The organism is Fluviicola taffensis DSM 16823, assembly GCF_000194605.1.
GTDB lineage: Bacteria > Bacteroidota > Bacteroidia > Flavobacteriales_D > Crocinitomicaceae > Fluviicola > Fluviicola taffensis.
The window spans coordinates 530,368-556,362 of the sequence record NC_015321.1; the positions used below are offsets into that span (position 1 = coordinate 530,368).

General features: G+C 36.1%; 22 protein-coding genes and 1 pseudogene. 10 read left to right on the top strand and 13 right to left on the bottom strand.

Annotated features, from left to right (window positions below):
- The 6 genes from FLUTA_RS02330 to FLUTA_RS02355 all read right to left on the bottom strand — a co-directional run bounded on the left by FLUTA_RS02330 (position 1) and on the right by FLUTA_RS02355 (position 6,121).
- Positions 1 to 444 (bottom strand): PepSY-like domain-containing protein, encoded by a 444-nt coding sequence (locus tag FLUTA_RS02330; RefSeq protein ID WP_013685242.1) that lies wholly within the window; start codon positions 442 to 444, stop codon positions 1 to 3.
- 53 nt (positions 445 to 497) lie between these two features.
- The gene (locus FLUTA_RS02335; RefSeq protein WP_013685243.1) at positions 498 to 1,775 is read right to left on the bottom strand and encodes a sensor histidine kinase; all 1,278 of its coding nucleotides are present in this window, start codon (positions 1,773 to 1,775) and stop codon (positions 498 to 500) included.
- Entirely contained in the window at positions 1,772 to 2,446 is a 675-nt protein-coding gene (locus FLUTA_RS02340) for a response regulator transcription factor (protein WP_013685244.1), read from the bottom strand. Before FLUTA_RS02340 ends, FLUTA_RS02335 begins: the two co-directional genes overlap by 4 nt.
- Before the next feature lie 321 nt (positions 2,447 to 2,767).
- Complete coding sequence (locus FLUTA_RS02345; RefSeq protein WP_013685245.1) at positions 2,768 to 3,565, bottom strand: cation efflux transmembrane domain-containing protein; 798 nt, start codon at positions 3,563 to 3,565, stop codon at positions 2,768 to 2,770.
- A 2-nt stretch (positions 3,566 to 3,567) separates the two neighbouring features.
- A complete protein-coding gene (locus FLUTA_RS02350) occupies positions 3,568 to 5,760 on the bottom strand; it encodes a TonB-dependent receptor (RefSeq protein WP_013685246.1) in 2,193 nt (730 codons plus the stop codon).
- Between the two features lie 55 nt (positions 5,761 to 5,815).
- A complete protein-coding gene (locus FLUTA_RS02355; RefSeq protein WP_013685247.1) occupies positions 5,816 to 6,121 on the bottom strand; it encodes a hypothetical protein in 306 nt (101 codons plus the stop codon).
- Positions 6,122 to 6,159: 38 nt separating this feature from the next.
- Here FLUTA_RS02355 and FLUTA_RS21775 point away from each other — a divergent pair.
- From FLUTA_RS21775 to FLUTA_RS02385, 7 genes and pseudogenes are all read left to right on the top strand, one after another.
- Positions 6,160 to 6,501, top strand: a pseudogene (locus FLUTA_RS21775) (MerC domain-containing protein); the annotation flags it as partial.
- A 63-nt stretch (positions 6,502 to 6,564) separates the two neighbouring features.
- Positions 6,565 to 6,759, top strand: a complete 195-nt coding sequence (locus FLUTA_RS21780; RefSeq protein WP_043024033.1) for a GDCCVxC domain-containing (seleno)protein — start codon at positions 6,565 to 6,567, stop codon at positions 6,757 to 6,759.
- 397 nt (positions 6,760 to 7,156) lie between these two features.
- The gene (locus FLUTA_RS02365) at positions 7,157 to 8,179 is read left to right on the top strand and encodes a site-specific integrase (protein WP_013685249.1); all 1,023 of its coding nucleotides are present in this window, start codon (positions 7,157 to 7,159) and stop codon (positions 8,177 to 8,179) included.
- Between the two features lie 418 nt (positions 8,180 to 8,597).
- The gene (locus FLUTA_RS02370) at positions 8,598 to 9,584 is read left to right on the top strand and encodes a hypothetical protein (RefSeq protein ID WP_013685250.1); all 987 of its coding nucleotides are present in this window, start codon (positions 8,598 to 8,600) and stop codon (positions 9,582 to 9,584) included.
- A gap of 134 nt (positions 9,585 to 9,718) precedes the next feature.
- Positions 9,719 to 10,003, top strand: coding sequence for a transposase (locus FLUTA_RS02375; RefSeq protein ID WP_013685251.1), 285 nt, complete (start codon positions 9,719 to 9,721; stop codon positions 10,001 to 10,003).
- Positions 10,004 to 10,276: 273 nt separating this feature from the next.
- Positions 10,277 to 11,719, top strand: coding sequence for a carboxypeptidase-like regulatory domain-containing protein (locus FLUTA_RS02380; RefSeq protein ID WP_013685252.1), 1,443 nt, complete (start codon positions 10,277 to 10,279; stop codon positions 11,717 to 11,719).
- A gap of 355 nt (positions 11,720 to 12,074) precedes the next feature.
- A complete protein-coding gene (locus FLUTA_RS02385; RefSeq protein WP_013685253.1) occupies positions 12,075 to 15,209 on the top strand; it encodes a T9SS type A sorting domain-containing protein in 3,135 nt (1,044 codons plus the stop codon).
- 147 nt (positions 15,210 to 15,356) lie between these two features.
- Here FLUTA_RS02385 and FLUTA_RS02390 read toward each other — a convergent pair whose 3' ends face one another.
- The 3 genes from FLUTA_RS02390 to FLUTA_RS02400 all read right to left on the bottom strand — a co-directional run bounded on the left by FLUTA_RS02390 (position 15,357) and on the right by FLUTA_RS02400 (position 18,897).
- Entirely contained in the window at positions 15,357 to 16,610 is a 1,254-nt protein-coding gene (locus tag FLUTA_RS02390) for a hypothetical protein (protein ID WP_013685254.1), read from the bottom strand.
- A 181-nt stretch (positions 16,611 to 16,791) separates the two neighbouring features.
- Complete coding sequence (locus tag FLUTA_RS02395) at positions 16,792 to 18,177, bottom strand: hypothetical protein (RefSeq protein ID WP_013685255.1); 1,386 nt, start codon at positions 18,175 to 18,177, stop codon at positions 16,792 to 16,794.
- Positions 18,178 to 18,300: 123 nt separating this feature from the next.
- Entirely contained in the window at positions 18,301 to 18,897 is a 597-nt protein-coding gene (locus tag FLUTA_RS02400) for an HD domain-containing protein (protein WP_013685256.1), read from the bottom strand.
- 356 nt (positions 18,898 to 19,253) lie between these two features.
- Between FLUTA_RS02400 and FLUTA_RS02405 the strand changes: the two genes are divergently transcribed.
- Both FLUTA_RS02405 and FLUTA_RS02410 read left to right on the top strand, forming a co-directional pair.
- The gene (locus FLUTA_RS02405) at positions 19,254 to 19,409 is read left to right on the top strand and encodes a lmo0937 family membrane protein (RefSeq protein ID WP_013685257.1); all 156 of its coding nucleotides are present in this window, start codon (positions 19,254 to 19,256) and stop codon (positions 19,407 to 19,409) included.
- Positions 19,410 to 19,516: 107 nt separating this feature from the next.
- Positions 19,517 to 19,897 carry a VOC family protein gene (locus tag FLUTA_RS02410; protein WP_013685258.1) on the top strand — a complete coding sequence of 127 codons (381 nt, stop codon included), beginning with the start codon at positions 19,517 to 19,519 and terminating at the stop codon, positions 19,895 to 19,897.
- Between the two features lie 94 nt (positions 19,898 to 19,991).
- Here the strand turns inward: FLUTA_RS02410 and FLUTA_RS02415 are convergent, their stop codons facing one another.
- Positions 19,992 to 20,453 carry a ferritin-like domain-containing protein gene (locus tag FLUTA_RS02415; RefSeq protein WP_013685259.1) on the bottom strand — a complete coding sequence of 154 codons (462 nt, stop codon included), beginning with the start codon at positions 20,451 to 20,453 and terminating at the stop codon, positions 19,992 to 19,994.
- 109 nt (positions 20,454 to 20,562) lie between these two features.
- On the bottom strand, positions 20,563 to 21,156 hold the full coding sequence (locus FLUTA_RS02420; RefSeq protein WP_013685260.1) for a DUF4142 domain-containing protein: 594 nt from the start codon (positions 21,154 to 21,156) through the stop codon (positions 20,563 to 20,565).
- Positions 21,157 to 21,554: 398 nt separating this feature from the next.
- On the opposite strand from FLUTA_RS02420, the gene FLUTA_RS02425 reads away from it, so the two are divergent.
- On the top strand, positions 21,555 to 22,511 hold the full coding sequence (locus tag FLUTA_RS02425; protein WP_013685261.1) for a magnesium transporter CorA family protein: 957 nt from the start codon (positions 21,555 to 21,557) through the stop codon (positions 22,509 to 22,511).
- Positions 22,512 to 22,518: 7 nt separating this feature from the next.
- Here the strand turns inward: FLUTA_RS02425 and FLUTA_RS02430 are convergent, their stop codons facing one another.
- Together FLUTA_RS02430 and FLUTA_RS02435 are read right to left on the bottom strand one after the other, a co-directional pair.
- The gene (locus FLUTA_RS02430; protein WP_013685262.1) at positions 22,519 to 23,874 is read right to left on the bottom strand and encodes an acyl-CoA dehydrogenase family protein; all 1,356 of its coding nucleotides are present in this window, start codon (positions 23,872 to 23,874) and stop codon (positions 22,519 to 22,521) included.
- Positions 23,875 to 24,030: 156 nt separating this feature from the next.
- Positions 24,031 to 25,779: a YfiR/HmsC family protein gene (locus tag FLUTA_RS02435; protein ID WP_169312049.1), complete on the bottom strand. Its 1,749-nt coding sequence runs from the start codon at positions 25,777 to 25,779 to the stop codon at positions 24,031 to 24,033.
- Positions 25,780 to 25,995: the final 216 nt, after the last annotated feature.

The following is a 25,995-nucleotide window of genomic DNA, read 5'->3' on the forward strand; positions in this document are numbered from 1 at the left end:
TTATTCAGTGATCACTTTGATGAATGTACCAGTGTTGTCGAAAATGAGGTCTTTTTTATTGACTTCTGCCTCATAATTCACCGTTCCATTGCTCAGTACAATTTTAGCAGCTTCTTTTATTTTCTGTCCTTTGTAATTAGCATCGAGATAGTCTAAAATTGCTTTTGGAAGTGCGCTCGGTTCCATTTCTGTTTCGGTTTCCAAGATAACACCACTAGCATTGATTACTACAGAAGTTTCAACTTCACCGTTTTCAAATTCGGCTTCATAATTCGGACCTTCTTGTTCCCAATCCATATCAGTAATCGTAGGAAATTGTTTTTTGAAGGCATCCTGAACTGTTACAGGAATTTTAGAATCTTTTCCTTCTTTCTCTGTTTTCTGAGCGGAGCTGCATCCAGCAAATGAGATAGCCACTATGCCTGTTAAAAATAATCGTTTCATGACGTTTGTTTTATAAGTTATAAGACAAACTTCCGAACAGATTCTGAAGACATTTAGAATTCGATACTGAAGGCGTGTAAATGATTGTTAAATACATAGGAAAGCTTCCAGTTGTAACGATCGCAAATTTCTTTGGAAATAGCTAAGCCCAAACCACTATTGGTTGTTTCGGAAGATGAGATTCCAAAACGAACAAACAAATTATCAAGATTCAAAGAAGTTGTACCTGCATTTGAAAAAGTCAGTTTATTGCCTGTTAGGTTGATCCTTAAAACGTCATTTAGATTGCCGTGTCTGATGACGTTGGTGGTCAGATTATTGAATAATACTTCCAATAAAGTCCGATTGCATATGACTGAATAGGGTGCAACATTCATTTGAATTTGAATTCCCTTGCTTTGAAAATAATCGTCCAACAATTCAATGTTTTCCGTTAAAATTTGTTGAATATTTACGGAGGTTTCTTCTGTGAATTGATGATTCTCTATTTTGGCTAGGAGCAACAAATTTTTATTGATCCGAGAGATTCGGGAAAGACTGGAATTAATGGTTTCAATAGTCGAAGCTTCTTGTTCCGATAAGGTGTTATTCTGCAACAAAACATCCATTTTTGTTTTTAAAACAGACAATGGAGTTTGCAATTCGTGAGAAGCGTTTTCGATGAACCTTTTTTGCTGATTGAATGTTGAAGTGTTTTTTTCAATCAATGACGTCAGTTCTCTGTTCAACTCTTCAAATTCTTCAATATCGGATTGTTCAAAGTGAATGTGCTGATCTTTGCTTAGATCGAAGTTCTTGAGTTGATTGAGGGTCTTGTAAAACGGTTTCCAACTTTTTTTGGAGATTCGTTTATTTAGAAAGACAAAACCAAGGACTAAAAACAAGAAGAAAAACACCGTAACAAAGGCAATTGCAACCAAGGTTTCATCTGCTTCTTCCACATTGGTTGAGATTGTCAGTCGGTAAGGCTTTTCGTTGACCCAAATAGTAGTCGATAACACCCGAAAACGATCCATTTCATGTTCGAAACGATTATAAGTGGTTGTCGTGTAAATGCGGTTTTTCGTTATCTCATTTTGATCAATGGCAACTAACTCAGTTCCCGGTTGTAGTTTATTCCAGATTTTAAGCGTTTTGTTGAGTTCCTTTTCGTCAATTTTAGCCTTCTGGATTCCTTTTTCCATTCGTTTACGAATAATCCAGTTGTGTTCGTCCAATTCTTCCAACCAAATGGAATCCACAACGAAATAATATACAGGAATACTGCACACCAGAATAATCAGTGCATAAATGGAAAATGATTTGAAAGGTTTGTCCAACAGTTTACTCATAGTTCCCATTTATAGCCTGTTCCGTAAATTGTTTTGAGGTAGTTTTCGCATCCTGCTTCGGTCAGTTTCTTTTTGAGGTTCTTTACGTGAGCGTAAACAAAATCATGATTGTCAAACATATCTGCAATATCTCCCGAAAGATGTTCAGCCAGTGCATTTTTCGAAATGACCTTATTCTTATTTCCCAAAAAGAGTAATAACAAATCAAATTCTTTCTTAGTGAGTGAAACGATTTTTGAACCAACCGTAACCGTTTTGGAAAGCATATCAACCGTCAAATCATCGTGAGTAATCGTATTTGAATTATCGAATTGTTTTCTTCTAATAACCGAATAGATACGTGCGGATAGTTCGGACAAATGAAAGGGTTTTGCTAAATAATCATCCGCTCCTAATTGTAACCCCTTAATTTTATCATCAAGTGCACCCTTAGCAGAAATGATAATAACGCCATCCGAGCGTTTTTCAGTTTTCAGTTTTTCCAATACTTCCAAACCATCCCCGAAAGGAATCATTAAATCCAATAAAACACAATCGTAAGTGTACGCGGAAATTTTATCAATAGCTTGATTGTAATCCTCCGCATGTTCACACAGATAATCCTGACTGGTCAGATAACCAATAACATCTTGTGCAAGTTCGTGTTCGTCCTCAATGATTAAAATCTTCACCTACCAAAGATACAATTCCAATTCTGAAGAAATTCTGAATTGTTGATTAGAAGAATACTTGATTTTCATTTCAAAGTGTTGTTCTGTTTAACGTTTCTAGCTGTAATACCCGCTCCAAATCCTCCATCAAAAAGTTAGAAGTTTCCCCGCTTGAGGTCACGAACACAAAAAAAGACAGATGCCCCACCATTGGTGGGGCATCTGTCTTTTAATTAAAACCCAAGTATACATTGAATTATAGCGTGTTTTTTTGTAAAAAGAATTCGGTTAGTTACAAAAAAAGTTATTTGCCCACCCGTAAGTGGGGCAGTTAAGTTTTTTTTATCGAGCTAATTTCAATATACTAAACGCACCTCTTGCAACAAATAGAAAAACAATTCCTCCCACAATAAGGTCTGGCAATTTTGTGTTCGTAAAATAGACCAAAACACCTGCTATTATTACTCCAATATTCACAAGCACATCGTTATTCGTAAAGATGATACTTGCCTGCATGTGGGCTTCCTTGCTTTTCGATTTTTGTAACACATAAAGCGAAATGGCATTTCCAAGTAAGGCAATGGAAGAAATCACAATCATGGATTGAAATCCTGGCACTTCCTCAACATTTACAAATCTTCGGATGGTTTCTAAAATCCCGAATCCCGCCAAGAGCAATTGCAGATAACCACTAATCTTTGCAATTTGTTTTTTGGTAGAACTTAATCGCCCAACTGCATAGAGGCTCAAAGCGTAAACGAAGGCATCCGCGAGCATATCCAAACTATCCGCTATAAGACCCATGGAATTTGCAATAAACCCCATAATTATCTCTAAAACGAACATTGAAAAGTTCACGGCTAGAACAATCCACAATAGTTTCCGTTCTTTCCCGTGATCTTCAGATAGGTTTACCAATTCCTCAGAATCTTCGGTGCTTATTAGAGAAGCATTCAAGTTAAGTTCGTCTATAGCCTTATGAATCAAGGTGATTTCATCGGAATGAAAAACAATCAGTTTTCTTGCAGGCAAATCAAATTCAAGTTTGATGATGTTTTGAAAATCTCCCAACTTCATTTTTATCATTTGCTCCTCACTGGAGCAATCCATTTGAGTAATGGCGAATGTCGATTTTTTCATGCTCAAAGCTTTATTTTGATTCCTGCATTGATTACCCTTCCGTCAATCGGTGCATAAATTTCCTTAAACGATGGATTACTAATACTTCCGCTGTAAATACTTCCGAAACGGGTTTGGCGAACGTCTAAAAAGTTCTCGAAATTTACGTAAATCGAAAAGTGTTCCCATTTTTTTTCGGCCATCAAACCGCAAATCCAGTAATCACGACCAAAAGTACCATCCGAAAGCGGTTGAGGACTGAAATAATAACCTTCAAGCCCAATACGGAAGTTGTCTTCCTTCTCAATCATTAAAATGAGGTTCAATCTATGTTTTGCCGTCAAAGGCATTGCAGAGGATAAATTATTATACTGGCGTTTTGTGTCTGTGTAAGTGTAGCCGGCGAATAATTTTGCTATCCCGTAGCCAATCTTCATGTTTGTTTCAGTTCCTTTTGAATCAATGTGCCCATCTGCATTGCTGAACTCGTATAAATTATCTGCTCGAAGTGTCAAGATTAAAGGGCTTTCCAATCGGGTGTAATAAAACAATTGGTTAATGCTGAATGAAACCTTTTCTCCAATTCGGGTTCGGTAATTCACATCAAAATTCCCGCCATACGATTGTTCGGCTTTTGATTGTGAAATGTTTAGCGGAACAATATTTCGAAAGGTAATATTCTCTGCTTGCTCCGTAAACATGGTTGGAGTTTTGTAACCCAAACCGCCACCCAATCGAGAGGTTAAATGTCGATTGATTTTGAAAAGTAGTGATGCTTTAGGCAAAACGAACATTCCTTTCAATTTATCGTTTGTTGCAGGAGAAATATAATCTACTCGTAACCCCGTTTCAAGTGTGAACCACTCAACAGGTGTATAGGTGTTTTGGGCAAAAGCCCCAATGGTGGTGAGTTGATAAGCTCTGCTTCCAATGCTATCGGGCTTGGGTTCTTTAAAGTCATCCGTCCACAAATTCAACCCTGTTACCCAGTCTACTTTTTCTTTATTAGATGAATAGGTAAATTCACTAAACGATGAAACCTGTTTTCCCCCGAATTGATAAGATGGAATAGTGATTTTTCTATCAAAAAAACTAACACTGTTCTTAAAGACCAATTTGGATTGTTCATTTAATTTTCGTTCAAATTGCAATTGAGTCGCATAGCGTTGAGTTTCGTTTTTCTCAAAGTAAGTATGCAAAGAATCCTGTTCTCCCTTGATGTATTTCATATCACCACCAAGACGATTTTCAAATGAAGTGTTGAACCCAATATTGAGCGTTGTTTTTTCATTCAGATAGAAGAACAACCGAGGATTGAAGGTGTAACGCTGAAACTCTGGAATTGCTGAAAATCCATTTTTTGCAGGATCATAGGCTTGATTGGAATTTCGGGAAGCAAAAACAGTCAAACCAATCCGCTTGAATTTCTGACTGTAAAATCCGCTAACATCCAATCCAAGTGCAGACGTACCATTTACAAGAAAACTGATTTCTCTCTTTTCGGTTGGTGTTTTCGAAATGAAATTGATTAATCCAGCAATTGCACCACCTCCATAAAGGGTTGATGAACTCCCTTTGATTACCTCCACTTGCTTCAAATCCAAAGGTGGAATTTGCATAATTCCAAGACCTCCAGAAAATCCGGAATAAAGGGGGAAGCCATCTTTTAGCAATTGGGTATAACGTCCGTCCAAACCTTGTATTCGAATAGTCGCATTTGCGCTCGTTGCTGAGGTTTGTTGTGTTTGGATTCCCGTACTTTCACTCAATAGCATCCGAACATCCCCAGGCTTCATATTGTTTTTCTCGTCGAGTTCTTCTGCCGAGATCACTTCCAAACGAGTTGGTATGTCGTCAATGGTTCGGGAACTTCTTGTCGTCGAAATAACCACTTCGTCCAAATCTTCGGATTCCTCGGATTGTAGGAGAATTTCTACAGGTTGGTTTTCTTGAATCGGGAAATTGAACGTATCTGAACGCTCTTGATATTCTGTGAACCTGAATACTAAAATGTACGACCCATTCGGAATACCGTTTAATTCTATTCCGCCATTCTCGTCAGTACTTCCCGAAATATTGAGTTCCTTAATGAATACTACAACACTCGGAAGTGTTTCCTTCGATTCAGCATCTTTAATGATTGCTTTAAATGTGTTTTGCGCAAATAAGGGTGCGCACCCAATGACTGCAAATAGCAGTAAAATGATTACACGCATAATATGAGTAATTTGAATAATAAACTAGAGTAAACACTCTGTGAGTGTATATTTATTATCCAACCTTTGGCGGTTGCCAAATACCCAAACAAATTTGAGAATAAAAGGATAGAGAATAGTCGGGATAATTGGTTGTTGACACATCGTGTACAACAACATTTTCAATTGTAATCAATGAATGAGATTCAAGTGTTACAAATCCAGCACACGAAGAACAAACGAAAAATGGTGAACATGAACCTTCTTCATCGTTTGTAGAATTTTCCGATTGCGGTTCGTCCTTGCAATTATCAAATGCACAACAAGGAATTGCCGTTGAAAAAAGCGTAAAAAAAGCCAATAACAATGCTAAAGATTTCACTGAACAAATATAAACGCTTTAGTTGTAATTTTACAATAATGAATAATGGAGTTAAAAACATAAGTAAATGGGGAGTTATTGGGATGCTGTTAGTTGCAATCCTTTCACCCTGTTGTTTTCCAATCTTTGCACTCGCTGCTTCCGCACTTGGTTTGGGTAGTTTCGAGGTCTTTGGAGGTTGGACAATGTGGCTTTTTCAAATAATGGTTGTGGTTTCATTGGTGGGATTCTTTATCTCATACAGGAAACACAGGTGTATGTATCCATTGCTGATCGCTATGCCGAGTGCTCTTTTAATCTTTTACGGATACCATTTCAACGATAGTAAATATTGGGTTTATTTTCTCTATGCAGGAATGTTGGGACTTTTGATTGCTACTGTTGTAGATTATTACCGCCACAGATTACATGGTCGATGCTGTGAAACGGAAGAAGAAGTAGAATTGCATTCAACAATCACCTGTCCAAATTGCGGACACAAGAAAGATGAAATCATGCCAACCGATGCTTGTTCTTACTTCTATGAATGTGAAAATTGCAAAACTGTACTCAAACCATTAAAGGGTGATTGTTGTGTTTATTGTAGTTATGGAACAGTAAAGTGTCCACCAATTCAAAAGGGTGAAAGCTGTTGTTAAAGAATATTGTTTTCCAAAGTTTCCAGTTGCAATATACGCTCCAAATCTTCCATCAAAAAGTTAGAAGTTTCCCCGCTTGAGGTCACAGAAAAGCCACTCGTTGAGTGGCTTTTTTCGTTAAAACCCACTAAATATAAGGGTTTCCCGAACTTTTCAGATTTTTCTACTTGGTGTCAAACACAAATAAAATCAATCAAAATCAAACTTTTTGTCACCTATTCTGTCACCTGCTTTTTTTTCGTTATTTAGGTGACAGAAATTTCGCTAACGCTGTATCAGTCTGCCTTGTGGGTAATCTGATAAGTTAAGTTGATGAGGTGTGAAAGGTCTATTTAGAAGTGTTTTGTCACCTATTTTCAGAGCGAATTCTTAAACACTAATTGTTAAAGAATTTATCATGAACAATCAAAAATTAGCTATCAATGTTAGACTGAATACACAGAAGTCTAAAGATGGAAAACTCCCAATCTACGTGCGTATTTACGTTGATGGTGTTAAGTCCGAAATTTCTACGCGCCACTTCATAGATCCAGTTCATTGGGATATGAAGACAAGCCGGGTTAAATCCCAATCAAAAGATGCAGCCTATTTCAATGGCTTTATTGAAAGGACAATAAACTTTATCAATCAAGAATTCTTGAAAGCGCATTCAACAGCTGGTCGCATTTCTTCACTTGAGATTAAAAACAGGTTTCTTGGTAAAGAAGAAGAGCCGTTATACAAAACCATACTTCAAGCCTTTGATTATCATAATTTGAAGATGCTCGAGAAAGTAAAAGCAGGAATAATTGTTGACAAAACACTTACTCGTCACAAGATCACGCGCAACAAAGTCCAAGCCTTCATCAAGTACCAATACAAAACCAAGGATAAACCTTTGCCCGAACTGCGTCTTTTATTTGTAACAGAATTTGAGCTTTATTTATTGACCGTTGATAAGCTGCATTCAAACACAGCTCACAAATACATCAAAAATCTAAAGAAGGTAATGAATATGGCTGTTGGTTTAGAATGGATTCCGTCGAACCCGTTCAATCAATTCAAATGTTCCTACACAAACCCAGAGCGCGAAATATTGAATCAAGATGAAATCAATATCATGCTGAATAAACAATTTGAAATAAAAAGGTTAGAGATTGTTCGGGATGTATTCATCTTTTGCTGTTATACAGGCTTTGCGTATTCAGATTTGTATCAATTTGAATACAACGCGGTGATGAAAGGATTAGATGGGAATTTATGGTTATCGACCAATCGTACAAAAACTGGTGTCAAAGAAAGCGTTCCATTACTTCCTGTAGCATTAGAAATTCGTTGGGACTTTAATATCGAAGATTTAGATCGCGCTTTTGAGGACAATCGAAATACGCTTGGCAGTCTGTTCAATCTTCAATTAGATTTTGGTGACGAGGAAGAATAGTCAGGTCAATTTTCATCTAATAGATTATGATCATTTTGCGAAATGAATTAATAATTTATTACTTACAGAGCATTTTTATTTGATAAATTATGTATTAATTTGAACTACTGATTTCGAAAGTACCGTATAAAATCCTAACGATCTCAAAATGAAGGCTGATTATTTATTAACTTATTCAATAGATAGAATTTGTAAAAAATGTATTGCCAGCTGGTTTTTGTTTAAAAAAATAACAAAACAGCAGATAATTCAGTTACAACGGAAGTTGAAACAAGCCATTGGGATTAACGTATAACGTTAGCGAGTTGTAATAACGACAATCATCGGGGGATATAAATCTCCCGATGATACCTGTAAAACAAAATAATGATTTGCATCTCATTTTTAAATGAAATATAGCCCAATCAAATTCTTTTTTATGCTTAAATTTTGCGTCAGATTTTTTATCCAATTGAAGGTTTATTATATAGTCCCACTTTGTTTATCTCCATTTTCCTCACAAGCTCAAGACTATACGGAATATTATCAATTTATTGACTCGGCAGAATTTTATATGAGAAGCAATAATATTTCAAAAATCAATGAATGTTATCGGAAATCTTTTTCCTTAAATAGAGGATTTCCTGAAGACTATTGTAATGCTATTATTTATGCTTATTTCGAAAAAAAAGAGTTAAACTACCCTTTGATAGAACAAGGATTTGGCAACGGTTTAGTGTACAGTGATCTGAAATCATCCCTAAATGGGAATAAAATAGCTTTTTCAAAAAAACAACTAAAACGGTTGTATAGGAAAAAAAAATTAAAGAAAGAAAAGAGTAGTTTCAAAATTGTTAAAATGTTGATTCGTGATCAACTTTCAAGAAGACTTCACCGTAATAAAGTTCATCAAAGAGACAGTATTACGAGCGTTAAACTTATCAAATTGCTAAAAACAGAACCTGAATTGTTCGATCGCTTTAAGACTGGATATGTTGGTTCTGAATTACTTGGAATACTGATATTACATTCTGAATGGAAAAATCTTGAATCTATTCAAGATAGCATTCATAATCTCACGAAACGCGGACTAATAAATCGACATATTTTCGCAGCAATCATTGAACGAAGTGCTATGGGGGATGGCTACGTTTTTGGGTTAGACTCTTTGAAAACAAAAATAGTTTGCATGGAGGATAAAAAAATGATTCTTTGTACTACATACTATCCAAATATTAGTTGGTTTTATGGTGAAAAAAAAGATTACAAAAGAAAGGCAATTCTCCTCCCTCCCCTGCATCCATATTTGACAGAAGAGAAAATAAATGAACTCCGACGATTTCTTTTTCTAAGTGATATAAATCTCAAATATAATTCGGCAGGGAATATCCTTTTATCAAAGGATGAGTACTGTAATTTTAAATAAAGAACTACATGATACTAATTTTTAGTGATTACAATGACCTGTCAACAAACGAGGTGATCAATTGGTTGCTACACTATATATAGTTACCCCCTTTTTTAAGACAGCTGTTTAAAGTGTAAATTTAACAGTTGTATATGAGAAGAGAAAGAAGAAAATTTAGCGCTTCGTTTAAAGCAAAAGTGGCCATAGAAGCTTTGAAAGAGAAAGAAACGATCCAACAGTTGGCATCTAAATTTGAGATTCACCCTAATCAAATTAGTCAATGGAAAAAAGAGTTTTTAGAAGGAGCTGAGGATGTTTTTTCAAAGAAAAAGTCAGAAGAAGTTTCTTCTAATGAGGCTGAAAAAGAGCAGCTTTACAGTAAGATTGGTCGTTTACAGACCGAGGTTGACTTTTTAAAAAAAGTCTTGGGGAAATGAGTTTGGATCGCAAACGCCATTTGGTTGAACGTGAAAACAGTCCGTTGAGTGTTGTTCTGCAAATGGTGGTGTAGATTTATATGAAGGTGTAAGGAAATACGTTCAGTTTTATAACCAAAATCGCAGGCATACCAGCATCGATGACAAAACGCCAGATGAATTTTATTATCAAATGAAAAACGTATCCTAAAACACCTTATTTTTGATAAAACCCTGTCCTAAATATTGGGGGAATTATAAACAACCTTGTACATATACAAGGAAAAATACTTTATGATCAAATTATTGACTTCTCTTACTTCTTTCCTTTTTATCTGCCAACTCAATGCTCAAATTCAAATAGTTGATAGTATTACTTCTACCCCCATACCTTACACCCATATAAGAATAATAGGCAAAAACCAAGGCGTAATATCTGACTACAATGGATATTTCACACTAGATTCAGCTTTTAAACTAAGTGATTCTGTCAGGATTTCATGTACAGGATATCAACCGAAAACATTTGCAGTGAACAGCATAGTTCATTCTGATAGGATTACTTTAACTCCTGAAGTTCGCCAACTTGAAGAAGTTCTTGTTGCAAAAAAGAAAGGAAGTTATAAATTGAGAGAACTAGGAATCACAAAAGGACCTAAAACGCAATTCTTTGATTATAGTGTTACAGCGCAAAATGGAACTATACGTGCTGTTTATATGCCCAATGAATATTCTCTCTCAGGAATACTAAAGTATGTCAATGTGTTCGTTACAGAAAATGGTTATCCTAACGCCCATTTTAGAATTCATGTCTATGATGTATCCCATTTTGCTATAAAACCAGATAAGGAGCTTACCTCTTTCAATGTCATTAGTTCTGGAACAACTGGAAATGAATGGGTCAAGATTGACCTGACGGCGGAACGGATTTTAGTTCCAGAAAACGGCTGTTTTATTGGGATTGAGTGGTTTGACCATCCTGAATCATCTTATTTTCAAGATACTGTAAAGTACAAGGGAGTCACTCAAGTTAACGATAAACTAAAAGACACTATTTATACCCATATTCGCAGTGGAAATGGGATTGTTCTCGGATCAAGAACGGAGTCTTACAAATTTGCCAAGAATAAGTTATGGTACAGAACTCCTTTCTCCGACGGTTGGGTGAATTGGTGCACATCAACTGCTGTCGAAGCAAGTTTTAACATACCAGATACACTTCAAAACGGTCTGATATTTATTCGAAATGAAAACAATTGTTTTTACCAAGTTCCTTGTATCAATATAGAAGTTTCATTTCCCATTGAAAAAAATGATCTAAAATATGATGATCCTAAAAAGAGAAAACTAAATAAGATAGAAAGAGTGAAGGAGGATAATTTCATGTTCCCTCAATCTAATATTCTTGAATTATTTAGCTCTCTGATCAAGGCAGTTGGAAATAATGATCTCATTTACATACTGAAATATTTATGCGTCTATGCTGACGATGAATTAAATGATATTCTATCAACAATTCAAGACAATAAAGATTCTATTGGAACATATTTTTCGGATAGTGACAAAGAAAAAATCATCAATCATTTTACAACTATCATCAACAATCTTGACGAACAGTCAATTGTGAAATTGGATCACCACCACTATGAACTAAAAGTTAATGATAACCTTTATAATCTTGTTGTAGATAATGGTAAGTGGAAGATCAATCCATACACCTATCGAATAATGAAATAAATACTTATAGCACCACCTGCACTTCATACCAAAAAGTATTATAGTCGAGAGTAGCTAAGTAAGTATAGATTCGAAACCGATATTCTCAATTAACTGATCCTTTAATCACCTCAGTAGTCTTCGAGTCTTGTTGCGTTAGGTTCACAACAAAAAGTTCAATCGAAAGGTTGGACTTTTTTGGTTGTATTAGATTCAAAAAATATGCCCTAGTATTCATATGTACTTCATTCGTTGAAGAACGGAATTATCCACAAATTCAAAAACTGAAATTTGGGATTTATTAAACTTTTTTTTGTTCATGCAACTTATTTGTATGACGAATAGTCTATAGACATATCAATTAAATCTCCTAAATATGAAAAACTACTTAAATCTTTTAATTATCTTCTTGTTTTGTGTTTTCCAAAATGCAATAAGTCAGACGGTAACAGGTATAATAACTCAACCACCATGTAACAACGATGGCATTTATTCCGTCACAACTTCAGGAATTCCACTTCCAATTACCTACACGTATTATGTAAATGGAACCACGGTTGTTCACTCTAATGTAAATTCAGTGACGGACCAATTGACAAATATTGGGATGTCCAGCAATAACTACATGTACTGCGAAGCGTCCAGTGGAAGTGTCAGCGCATATTCACAGAATAGCTACACGCCCCAATTTTCTTTTACACTAAGCGCAACCTCACCTACTTGTCCGGCTACAATGGGAACTGTTACTGCCACTCAAGTAAACGGAACCACTGGACCATTTACTTATAATTGGACAAACACGCAAACGTTGATTTCTTATTCAGGAAACAATACTACTGTTCCAGTTGGAGACTATATTTCAGAAATCATGGATCAAACAACGGGTTGTATGTTGCAGGCAAATGATACCGCATTTAGTATTCAACAACTTTCTACTATTACAGCATCAATCACTAAAACGCCTGCAAATTGCACGAATGGAACTGCAACAGCTGCTGCTTCTGGTGGTGTAGCTCCCTATTCTTACCTTTGGGGTAACGGATCAACAAGTCCAACGAACACTGGTTTGAGCGCGGGATATTACCCCTTAGTGATTACAGATGCTCAAGGTTGTCAATCGAGTTCCTTAGGCGCGAATATCGTACAAACTCCTCAAATTGTGGTAAATACAACTGTTACCAATGCGACTTGCGTTCAAACGAATGGAAGTGCAATGACATTTGCTTCAGGAGGTTTGAATCCATATACCTATTCATGGAGCAATGGTCAAACAGGCAATACAGCTACCAATTTATCAGGAGGAAACTCCTACACGGTCGTTGCCACAGATGCAAATGGATGTGTTGGAATAGGTAATGCTTACATCAATACAAATACGCCAGTAACTGTCTCGTATTCCACTTTACCTAGTCAATGTACGTCACCAACGGGTTCGGCTACTTTGACTGTCTCTGGTGGTACAGCTCCTTACACGTATTCTTGGGCTTCAAATCCATCTGTTAGTAGCTCCACTATTTCCAACGTGTCACCAGGAACTTATTCTTTTCAAGTAACCGATGCCGTTGGTTGTATTAGAACTGGATCAACGGTTGTCAACCCAATTAGTGTAATAAACGCAAGTATTCAGGCATCTGCGGTTGTTTGCCCTAGTACTACAGGAGCACTAACAACACTAGTTGCAGGAACAAACGGACCGTTCACCTACCTTTGGAGTAATGGAGCAACAACGAATGCCATCAGTGGTGTACCACTTGGGGCATACTCTTGTATTATGACAGATGCATTGGGTTGTTCTGTTACAAAATGGAATACATTAGAAGCTACATCTCCAGTGAACGTTGGCGTATCAACAGTCCCAGCAACATGTATTTACAATACAGACGGATCTGTAAACTCAATCGTTAGCGGTGGATTAGCTCCATATTCTTATGTTTATTCAAATGGAACAACCACACAAAACGCAAGTAATTTAGGCGTAGACGACTATTACTTGACAGTCACAGATGCTAATGGATGTAGCAGTTCAAACCATTTTTGGATTCAGAATGCAAATACAAGTCAAGCATGTTATTGTACTATTTCAGGAAATGTTTATGTGGATGGAAATACGAATTGCACCTATGACTCAGGTGAAAATGGTGTTGAAAATATCATGATTCACTGCTCAGGCTTTGGTTATACTTTTACCGATGCAAATGGACACTATAGCTTTCAGGTACCAACAGGAACATATACCATTTCGGAACAAGTGAATCAATATTATCCTTTATCAGCATGTCAAAGTAATAGTAACTCCGTAAATGTTGTTGCAGCAGCAGGTTGCAATACGGTTGTAGATTTTTCAAATGATGTAACGACTCTACATGACTTAAAAATCGTGACGATAAATTCGACACTTCCTCCAATTCCAGGAAACAATTACCAACAAAAGATAATCGTGAAAAATGAAGGAACAGTTACTGAATCAGGAATTCAATTGGGCTACGAACACGACAGCCAAATTCCTTTTGTAAATGCTACTTTACCAAGTTTTACACAAGTAAATAGTGTTACAGACCCTTATTATTACAGCGTACAGTCGGGATTCCCTTCACTTACACCAAACAGCACAAGTGTGATGCTTTTGAACTTCAACACACCTACAACAATTCCATTGGGAACAGTTGTAAGTTTCTATGATACGGTTGCGCATTTGGCTCCAATTGAAGACAATTGGTTATTAGACAATACTCCATGGAACAATGTAAACACATTTCAAACAACTGTAATTGGCTCGTATGACCCGAATTATAAAGAAGTATCTCCAAAAGGAGAAGGAGCGGCAGGAAATGTTCCTCTTGAAACAAAAGAGTTTGATTATACCATCCATTTTCAAAATGAAGGAACCTATTTTGCACAGAACATTTCTGTTACTGATCAATTAGATGCTGATTTTGACTGGACAACTTTTAAACCTGGTTATTCGGATTATGATTACTCCACAACGATTAGTGAAACTGGCTTAGTAACTTTCAAGTTCGAAAACATTAATTTACCTTGGAAAAGTGGCTACGGAAATGCATTGAGCTCAGCATTGGTTCAGTATAGTATTCAACGCAAAACGACAACTCCTCTTGGAACTGAATTTACAAATACGGCGAATATTTATTTTGATTACAATGCTCCAATAACTACCAATACAACATTGAACACTTTACACGAAGATGTTGCAGGTATTAATGATTTAGAATTAGGGAAGAATGGTATTGATATTACTGTCGATTTATACCCAGTTCCAGTAAGCGATCAATTGACAATCCGAGTAAATAATGTCTCAAAAAATGAAGTTGCAACTGTAAGCATCATCGATTTAATGGGGAACGTGGTTCTATCTGATACCGTTGATTTAAGTGAAGGATCAACGGTAGCTACCAAAAACTTATCAAAGTTGATGACAGGAACCTATTTGACTCGCATTCAATTCGAAAACGGATCATCTATCGTCAAAAAAATAGTTTTGTATAACAATTAATACAATAATCGATTTAAATTGGAAAATGCCCGCTAATCAGTGGGCATTTTTTCATTCTATGAATTGCTTCATTGGTTCCCCCATTCCTTCTTAACACTTTCCAGTTTTTCTGAAAAAATGTAATTCATCCAAAATACCGCCAAAACCTCAATCTAATTCATCGGGGAGATATGGATTTCTAAAGGTATTCTGCATCAAAGATTTCACCAACGGACTGTTCCACAAAATCATCAATGATTTTTGATACTTCGATCCAATGACGGAATTCACCCGAAAAACATACCCTTGCACGTTACCATACGCCTCTTTTTCTGATTCTGTTGGAACAATCAGGAAATAAGTAGCTATTCCAGCCTGTTGGAAAAGCTCTACTATTTGATCAGTAGATGTATTCGGAATGAAAAAAATGGTGAATTTATCGTCTAACAATTGTGTCGAATTGACTACTGGAAGTAATTTCGCTTCTAATCTTGATTTTCTCAATTGCTGATCAAGGTTCAATGCGTTAGCTGGATTAGAAATCGTTAGAATCATGTTTTCTTTGTGGAGCGACTGAACAGCTGATTTCTTCACCATTTTCAGTAACGAATCCATGTATTCTGTGGAAATGTCATAGTAGTTCCATTTTCTCGTGAACAAACAATATTGATTGGGAGAAAAATTAATCGGTTTCCAATAAAAACTACTCGGGGAATAGTTATTGAGCGACTGCTCCAGCTCATAATAAAGGTATCCGTTCGATCCTCGTGAAGTGAAGATGGTTGTTTCAGTCATTTTGGATCGACCACCTTCAATTCTAACTTTCACCAATGCATCTTGTTCTGCACGCACGATAAAAAATAAATAACCGGGTATCGAATCATTAACCCTAAGAGGCTCCCAAATCCCATTGTTCTCAGCATAAACCTTACATTGAGCAGAAATATCCTGACTATGTTGATAAATTCGTAATAGATGCGTACGCAATTTATTTTGCCAAGTAGGAATAATCAACGTATCCCGAATTCCATTGCGTTTGTAAAAAACATGAATCGGTACATCAATGTGTTCTTCATTTGTTTGAACTGAAGCTATAATCTTTAAAGTATCTTGAGGTTGAAGCACTTCTGGTAATTTCCCAAAAGGTTTGAATGTAACCACTGAGTTTCCTTCACTGATTTTTTCAATAACAATCTTATCACAAGAACTATTTTTGACAAAAAACATGAAAGAGGGACGCAATCCTAATTGATCGTTCTGTCCCCAATAAAACCCTTGCTTCCCACCATCAAAATCGAAATGATATTTGTACACTTGTTTTCTTAAACGAATAATTGTATCCGTTTCGTATTGCTCTGCTTGCTGTCCGAAAACAAACCATGCAGAAAGAATCAATAGTATACCGAAGAGACCTTTCATCATTTGAAAATGTTTAAAATATATCGAATTACAGATATATCGAAACAATTCAACGAACTTAACAAGGGTTTAACATGTAGGAGTTGAATTTCATAATCTGACCAAAATCAATCAGTATTTCCGAAACCTCATTCCCTCTTCACGATTCTTTTCTCAACTCTTTGTGATAAACCTGCTCAGATACCTACTCCGCAATTTGTCCTTGCAACTGAACCATTCCTGTTAGTTTCATTCCTACAGTCAACTCTTTGAAACGCATATTTTCTGGAGTAACAAACATATCAATCGTGAAAAAGTCTTTGAAATCAGCGTTTGTAATCAATCTAACTTTCATTAAATATCCTTTCAGACTAGAATCTTCTAGCAAGGTTGTCTCTTTGAAATCCTCCAGTTCACCAATAAAATCGAAACAAGCGAAACGCAGCAAATCTTGACTTGGCATATAGGCAGTAAAGTCTTCGCTATATTTCATTTCGTCATTTGGATCTTGGGGTTTGCTTACATCCAGTACAAATGCAATTCCGCTGATATTCATTTGATGCGCTTTTTGAGAATGATACCGATCTCTGTTCTCCGCATAATCCGTTGCAAGATAATCCAATCCAAAAGTATCACGCCCACCACCAGAAATGATTGCATGCAGATTGTGTACATTTTCCCATTCGGTAATTTGCTTATTGACAATATCAATTACATAATCTGTTTTTACAACTGGTATGATACTCGAAGGCGTTTCATTCATCAAAATCCCTTTTAGAATAACAGAATCATAGTCCAATTGCTTAATCGCTACATTGTTTTTAACCTGACTAGATTCAGACATCATACTCAATGCAAAATGTTCTCTCAATACTTGACCTCCCTTTTGATTTCGGTAATTTTCAAAACCAAAAATACCACACCAAGTATTGCTCAAATCTGAATTATTGGATCGTTTAATGGTTAAACCAATTTCATTTTCAATGTGTGGTGCAGTAATTTCTTCTCGATCTTGAAAATATTCTTTCCCTGGCTCTAGCTGAGTCGCAAAAAGAGTATTGTTCTCCTCCTGATTGAAATCTGTAATTCCTTGGTATGTGATTGAATCGTCTTCAAAACGATAAGGCAGTCCAATTTTACCTTTCTCTCCATGCTTGAAATGATAGGAAATAGTTATTGCCTTCAATTCATCATCATTGTTTGCAAGTGAATGATTACCGTCATTTGCAAATTGGGAATGATACAATATTACAAACGATTTAATATCATTATCCGCCATTTTTTGCTCAAATGAATTTTCCATTCGTTCGATAACCTCATCTGCAGAAAGGGAATACGAATCATCATCACCTACAACATACAGAAAGCCGATAATCTCACCATTCGATTTTTCATAAGCGGAAATTGGAGCATAATTTCCTTGTTGTTGCATGCCCAGATATCGAACAACATATTCATTATACTTACTCAAAGCTAGGTATAGCTCACTTTTAGGAGCTTGCGAATTCACTGATTCTTGTTGCTTTTGATTAGCTGTGTTTTTTGAATTTTCGTTCTTATTCTTCTTGCTAAAGAGGTCAAATAGTCCCATTTTATTAATATTAGTGTTTTTAGAATAGTTTGATTTCAGGACTTGAAAATACTACAATCTTTTGAAAAACCCTTTTCTTCTAATGATGAACCTCTAACAAGACAACCCTTTTTTATCACTAAATCAGGATTTTTTTTTCAAAATTCCTTTCTCAACACTTTCGTTAATCAGCTGTTCTGAAAAATCCCAAATGGTATTAGAACCCTCTTTGATAAGACTTTTCTTTTGATAGACTTTTTCATAATCCACATCAAATTCTTTCCAGGTCCCACCATCGTTAGAGGTGTTTTGTAACAACGGCTCCAAACGATCCATAGATCTAGCAAACTTCGCCTCGCTGGTTATTCCAGCTTCAAATTCTTCCCAAATAGCTATTAATTCTTGAGCTTGCCCACTTGGAAGAAGTCCGAAAATGCGGTTTGCAGCCAATCTTTCTTCGTCTGTATTGGAATGACTTTTTTGCGTGTCATAGATAAAAGTATCACCAGCATCAATTTCAACAATATCATGAATCAGAACCATTTTAATCACTTTCAGGATATCAACGGATTCATTGGAATGTTCAGTCAATATAAGTGCCATCATGGCTAAATGCCAACTGTGTTCCGCATCATTTTCATTCCTATCGCTATTGAACAATTTCGTTTTTCGCTGAATGTATTTGACTTTATCAATTTCCTTTATAAAATTGATTTGCTTCAATAAATTTTCTGGAACCATCGTTTACACCATTTTTAAGGCAAAACAAAGATAATTCAATTGAATAAAGCATCATAGAAGTGGTGTTTTTTCTTTCGGAGGAATCCCTAAAAGGGTTTTTAAGTCATTTTAATTAGTGGGAATTATGTAAATAGTTCCAAAAAAATTGTAACTAGAACCAACCATAGATTTTTACCTTAGACATGAATATTTGAAAGGTGATACCCAGTGATTTTAGGTTCGTTTAAGTTTGAGGTAGGCGAAAGCCTTCTTTTATAAAAACAACTCCACTATAAATACTCCTCTTTCCATTATTGGTTGTTTTCACTATTCAATAAGTGAATCGTGAAATTTTACTCATCATTAATAGATTGGTTATGAAAGTAATAGTAAGCACTTTAGCAATTATTGTAGGAATGGGGTGGTCAGTTGCCTATTTTAGATTTGATGCAGGAGGTATTTATCATTTAACACTGGTTGTTGCATTAGTTGCACTTTTAACACAATGGCTACCTAGTAGAAAATTGAAATGAAATTTGAACGTGGTTTCGATAGCGAATAAATCATTTTTTTAACCAACAATTGTCCCAAAAATGTTCTAAATTGGATTAGATAAAAGGAAAATTAAAACACCGAAGCAATGATACAGAGAGAGAAACTATTTTGCGGATTTTCAGCATTTGATACCGACGAAGCATACTTTTTTTATAAAAATGTACTTGGTTTGGAAATTGAAAAAGACGATATGTCAGTTCTGACCATAACCATAAACGCTGGAATGAAAATCATTATATATCCGAAACAGAATCATGTGCCTGCAACATATACTATTTTGAATATTCCTGTTACTGATATTGATGATGCAGTTGAAGAGTTAGCTAAAAAAGGAGTTTCATTTCTTAAATACGACATGGGATATATCAAAACGGATCCAAAAGGAATTGCACGTAACGCCAATGGCCCTACCCTTGCTTGGTTTACCGACCCATCTGGAAATATCCTAGCTCTGATACAGGAATAAATGATTCCACTAACTAAAAAAATAAGAGCTATCCTTTTTGAGACAGCCCTTATCGAATAATGTTCTTAGAACAGGTAAAATATCTGGATTCTATTTATGATATAATTGAATCGCGTAATTGCTTGATTTTATTATGACCGGATTGAAGCTTTGCATGCTGATCTTTCACCAATGGCAGAAATTCTGTTCCGCTAAGAGCAGTTCCTTCAATTTCTCCCTCATACGTTTTTAGAGCAGCATCTTCACCAAATTCACAGGAATTCAATATTGCTTTTCGATCTTTACTTGTTACAGCTGCCTTCACATCCATCCAAGCACGGTAAATTTTACCTGAAACAGTTGTTCCTTCAATAGGTGTTCCTCCCAATTTCACTACTTCCTGTACGAGTTCGCGTCTGCATTCCTGACTTGCTGTCATCAAGTCTGAGAAAACATTTTTCAGATCATGTTCTGTGGTTTCTGCTGAAGCAGTTAGATATCCCTGAATACGATCATTATTGATTTGAATAAGAGTATTTAAACTATCGATAGTCTCTTTTTGATTTGTTGTTTCCATGATTCCTTCTTTTAATTGTTTACTTTATGTTTGTTGAAACGAAACGATGAGAGACCAGCTCTCTCCTAGACTCTCATTGGTCTCTTGTTTTTTTAAATCTACTTTGTAATTACTTCATTTCTTTGCATTTCTGCTCACAAACCTCTGAATGTTCCAAATGAGTCTGTAATGCTGGAAGCATAGACGAAGCCCAGATTCGGATATCTGCATCTTCTGCGTTGGATGATGCATTTTTAAACTTGCGAAGGGCACTTTTATGTCCTTTGACCATCATATTCGTATATTCCTGGTCGAAATCTTTACCCGCTGCCTTTTCATTTAAATTATTCAAAGCATCCTGACCATCTTCTGTCAATACAGCAGGTATAGTAATTGACTTGCTCACTGCTAATTTTTTCAAATCTGCTAGAGCTGCCGAATGTTCTTTTACCATCATTTTGCCAAGAGTCTTGGTATCATCCAGTGTACCCTTTTGTTGAGCCAACTCTCCCAATTTGATTTCTTCCAAATTAATGGCTGCTGCTTCTACTAGAAAATCGGCATCTTTCTCTGATTTTCGGTCATCGAATCGCTCTTCGTTTTGATCTTCTGCAATCTCTTTCGGATCATCTGGACTACTACTACAAGCATGGGCAATGAATAGACTCGTACTTAAGAACCCTAAATAAAGTAAGCCTCTCTTTGTTGTTTTTACACTTTTCATAATTGGTATTTTTTTATTATGGAACTTTTATTTAACTCATAAACAACATCCAATTTGTTGTTTATTGTGAAGTAAAATTGGGGAGGTTTCCTAAAAAGCGTGTTACATCTTTCCCTGGAAAAGTTGCACTATTCACACTTTTTTCAATTACGAATGTCCAATTTTCACTATTCTTAAAGGGGTTTCCGAAGGTTTGATTATTGAAAGATATAATCCAGTAAGTAACCGTTTTTTAGCTTTTTTTATAATACAACCTCCGCTTACTTTTCTACTGATGCGAAGTTTTGTATTAAACAATTTTCGGACAAATCAATCACGCATGAATACTCTTTTCTTTGAAAATACATTCTTTAACAGACTACTTTTAATTACTTTAGAGTTTTCTCTAAAACCTTCAAATGATCGAATTATACACCAAGAATGGCAAACTTCATAAACTGGAAAGTATCCAGAATATGACTGATGAGCAGATGGACTTTATTTCGATTCGGTTTTACGATTACAAAGAAGAAGATTTGAATTGGGTGAAATCAAATTTCAATATTGATTTATCGATTATGAATCATGTGGAGGACATTGAAATCAGTTCGCATTTTCAGGAAAATGACTACCAATCTTCTTTTCATTTTTCCCTACCTCAATACAAACAGAAAAATTTAATGGTTGAAGAATCCTTATTTGTCGTTCTTACGGAAGAGCGTGTTTTTGGATTCTTTAATTCCAGTTTAGGTGACTACTTTACCGATATTTACGGTCATAAATTCGATTCTCGAATGAATACCCTCTACCAAGTAGAAGATCTATTTAAATTTCTAATCGAATTTTTATCAGACTACTATGCTGATATCACTGAAAACATTGCCAAACGAATTAAACAGCTTGCTTCACGTGTTCTGGTGAAAAAGGAATTCATGGAAGACGACCTTGACACCATTACTCAATTAAACTTCAACAACATACTCATCAAAGAATCGCTCAATGAATTTAGAAGAATATTAAGACTTCATAAAAAGGGCGTAAGAGAATCAAAATCAAGTGTGAAAGATAAAATCGATGAGGAGTTGAACGATCTTGCTGTTGTTTCGGATTACATTCAATTTAATTTCGATAGACTGGATGATCTCAAAGAAAACATCAGTAATAAAATCGAATTGGAGCAAAATAAGATCTTCAAGTTACTTACGATGGTCACTTTTTGTATTTCAATGCCAACATTAATTGCTGGTATTTATGGAATGAATTTTCAAAATATGCCAGAATTAGCCACCAAATACGGATATTTATTTGCTTTAATAGCAATGTTACTAAGTGTCGTTATTCCACTCGTTTATTTTAAACGCAAAAAATGGCTGTAACGAATTACTACACAAATGCGCTGTAACCAGTAATCGCTCTTCCTACAATTAAGGTATTGATTTCTTTGGTTCCCTCGTAAGAATAAATCGCTTCTGCATCCGCAACAAAACGCGCCACATCGTACTCCAAAAGAATTCCGTTTCCCCCCATCACTTCGCGGGCTTTGCTTACAATGTCCCGTGTGCGAAGGCTACAAAAGACTTTTGCCAAAGAAGCATGCTCGTCTGTCAACTCATTTTGATCCTGCAATTCAGATAAACGCGCCACCATGGTTTGCATAGCCGTTAAGTTTGTCAGCATTTCCACCAAGTGATTTTGAATCAACTGAAAAGAGGCAATTGGTTTGCCAAACTGTTTGCGTTCTCTGGTATATTTCAAGGCAGACTCATAAGCGCCTCGAGCACAACCTACCGCAAGCCAAGCCACTCCAGCACGAGTCATGCGTAAAACATTCGCTGTATCTTTAAAACTGTTGGCTTTTTGCAAACGATCGACTTCCTCTACCAGACAATCTGTTAAGGTGATGATGCCATTCTGAACAATACGCAAGGCCATTTTATCTTCCATCTTTTCTACAGCGAGTCCAGGAGTATCTTTTCGCACCAAAAATCCTTTCACTTGATGGTCCTCTTCATCTTCGGCCCAAATAATGATTACATCCGCAAAAGTGGCATTACCAATCCATTTTTTTTGTCCGTTCAATGTCCAACTATTTCCAATACGTTTTGCTTTCATCGTTAAACCACCAGCAACACCAGAACCTACTTCCGGTTCTGTTAAACCAAAGGCGCCTATTTTTCGCAAATTTTTCAATTCTGGAAGCCATTCTTGCTTTTGTTCCTCAGAGCCCAATAAGAAAATAGAGCCCATGACCAATCCGCTTTGTACACCAAAAAAAGTAGCGAAAGAAACGTCGACTCGAGCCATTTCCATTGCCAGAACGCCCTCCATCAAATAAGATCTAACAGGATTACTGTAGCCTTCATAAGCAATACCACAAATATCCAACTCTGCAACCTTCGGAATGATGTGATGTGGAAATTCACCTCTTCTCCAGTAATCATTTACTATGGGTTTAATTTCTGTTTCCATAAAAGCTCTGACCTTTAGCTGAAGCACTCTTTCTTCTGGATTAAGCGTATGGCTGATATTGTAAAAATCGCCATCAATTGCTGGAAGTTCTTTTTTAGGTTGATTACCACTAAGCATTTTCATCAGCCCAGACAATTGCTTGTCATCGAGCTTTCCAACACTATTCATCACTTCTGGAAGATCTACTTTTTTGGACAATGCAGAAAGTTGTTCCAAATCCACTTGTTTAAACAAACGATAGGCATTCTTGATATTTGAGAAAATAGACATACTCGAAAGATTTTCATTCAAATTAGAACAAAAAGCCGTATCAAACTCTTAAAAGAACTTAAAAAAGGAAAATGAATTTCTGGACGCTCAATCCATTGTTTATCATTTTGACATACATTTTCAAACGATAGATTGACTTTTAACAAAAAAACAACCTTATCCAATCTGGATACCTAATACCGTAATATCATCGATTTGTTCGAAATCAGCACCATTTCCATACTTCCATTTTTCCATCGTTGCATCCAAGATTTTCCCTTGTTCGGTCATTGGTTTATGGGAGTTTTCGGCAAGTAGGTTTTTGAAATTTCGGCTCATGAATTTTTTACCGCGTTCTCCACCAAATTGATCCGAATAACCATCTGTAAACAAATAGAAAATATCTCCACGGTTAGCTATAATCTCATGGTTGGTGAATTCACGCATGTCTGGATAAATAGATATCGGACGCTTATCTGGCTTCAACTCTTCCAATTTATTGCTTTTCGCTGAAACAAGATACAAGGCATTATTTGCTCCTGACCAGTGACATTTATACGTTTTATTATTAATTAGAAGCAATGAAATATCCATTCCATCCATTTGCTCGCCTTGAATACCTTTTTGTTGAAGCGAATCGATGACTTTGTCGCGAAGTTCGTTCAAAATAATATCTGCGCGTGTAATTTCCTGTTGCTTCACAATCTCATTCAAAAGACTGATACACAACATACTCACAAATGCTCCAGGCACGCCATGTCCCGTACAATCTGCAACGGCAACTAACGTCCAGTCGCCCCGACGATCCACAAAGAAGAAATCCCCGCTGACAATATCTTTGGGTTTGTACATCACGAAAAACTCGCCAGGAATCGTTCCACGAATCGTTTGCTCGTTTGGTAAAACCGCATTCTGAATGCGCAAAGCATAGCGAATACTATCTGTCAACTCGAACAGGATTTTTTCAATTTGATCTTTCTGTCCGCTAACAATTGCATGTTGCTCCGAAAGCTGTGTCATCGATTTTTTTCGATGTACTGAGCTGCGATACAAAACAAATGCGATTCCAAGAATGAGTAGTAAAACGAAGCATCCCATTGCCAAGATAACTCGCTGCATACCTAACTCTTTCAATTGTTGATTGATTTTTCCTTTCTGAGTTTCAATACGCTCTTTCTGACTCAATAAAGTCTGTTCTTGAAGTGAAATAGCATGTGTTTGATCTTCGAGTTTTTGAGCTTGTTCTTCCAAAATTTCGCCTTGTTCGTCAAGCATTTTTAGCTTTTCCTTCAAAGTCATTTTTTGGTAATTGATCCGCGCCTTTTGAACTTCAATTGTTTGTTCTTTCTCCGCTACTTTTTCACGCTCTTTCTCTAGTTTTTCGGTCGATTCAGTGAGAAGTTCTTCCCATTGTACCGTTCCTTCCATGTATTCTTCGAATTGATTGGTGAGCTTCAATCCTGCTTTTTCCATATTAGCTTGATTGACCGTGAAATCATCTTTCTTCAAGCGACCATTAAAATTCACCATCGTGTAATCGTCATCTTTCGACGAATTGGTAATCAACAAGGTGTGATTTCCGGAGATGGCTTTACCAATTTTTTCAATTTTTTTATTGAACTTTTTATCGACACATAAAATCTGTGTAGAACTGATTGACTCTATGTTTTTGAAATAAACAACATTTACCTTTTTACCTTTAAGGGCAATTCCTTCGTACTTTTTTCGAATAATGTTATAAAAAGAAGTATCGCTATCAAGTACACCTATTTGAAATGTCTGAAATGAAGCTTGATTCTCCCAAGTAGTATTCAGCATCACGATATAAATACTCGTCGCAACCGATTCATCGGAACGTGAAAACTGTGCATTTGCGACAAATGACCATGAAAAGCACGACAAAAAGAGCGTTAAAACACCTTTCATTGTATGTGAGTAAAAGTTTGGATAGAATGTACTTTTCATGTCGACGCTCAAAATAAGTTATTCGAACCTGTTTGTTTTCAGTTTAATATCTGCAAAGGTAGGGAATTTAGATTTTAGGAGATCAAGTTATTCTGACTTTTGAACTAGAATCTAAATAATGTAGATTTAGATAACAGGTTTCATCCATTAAAAACAAATTCCCGCAAATCCAATTCT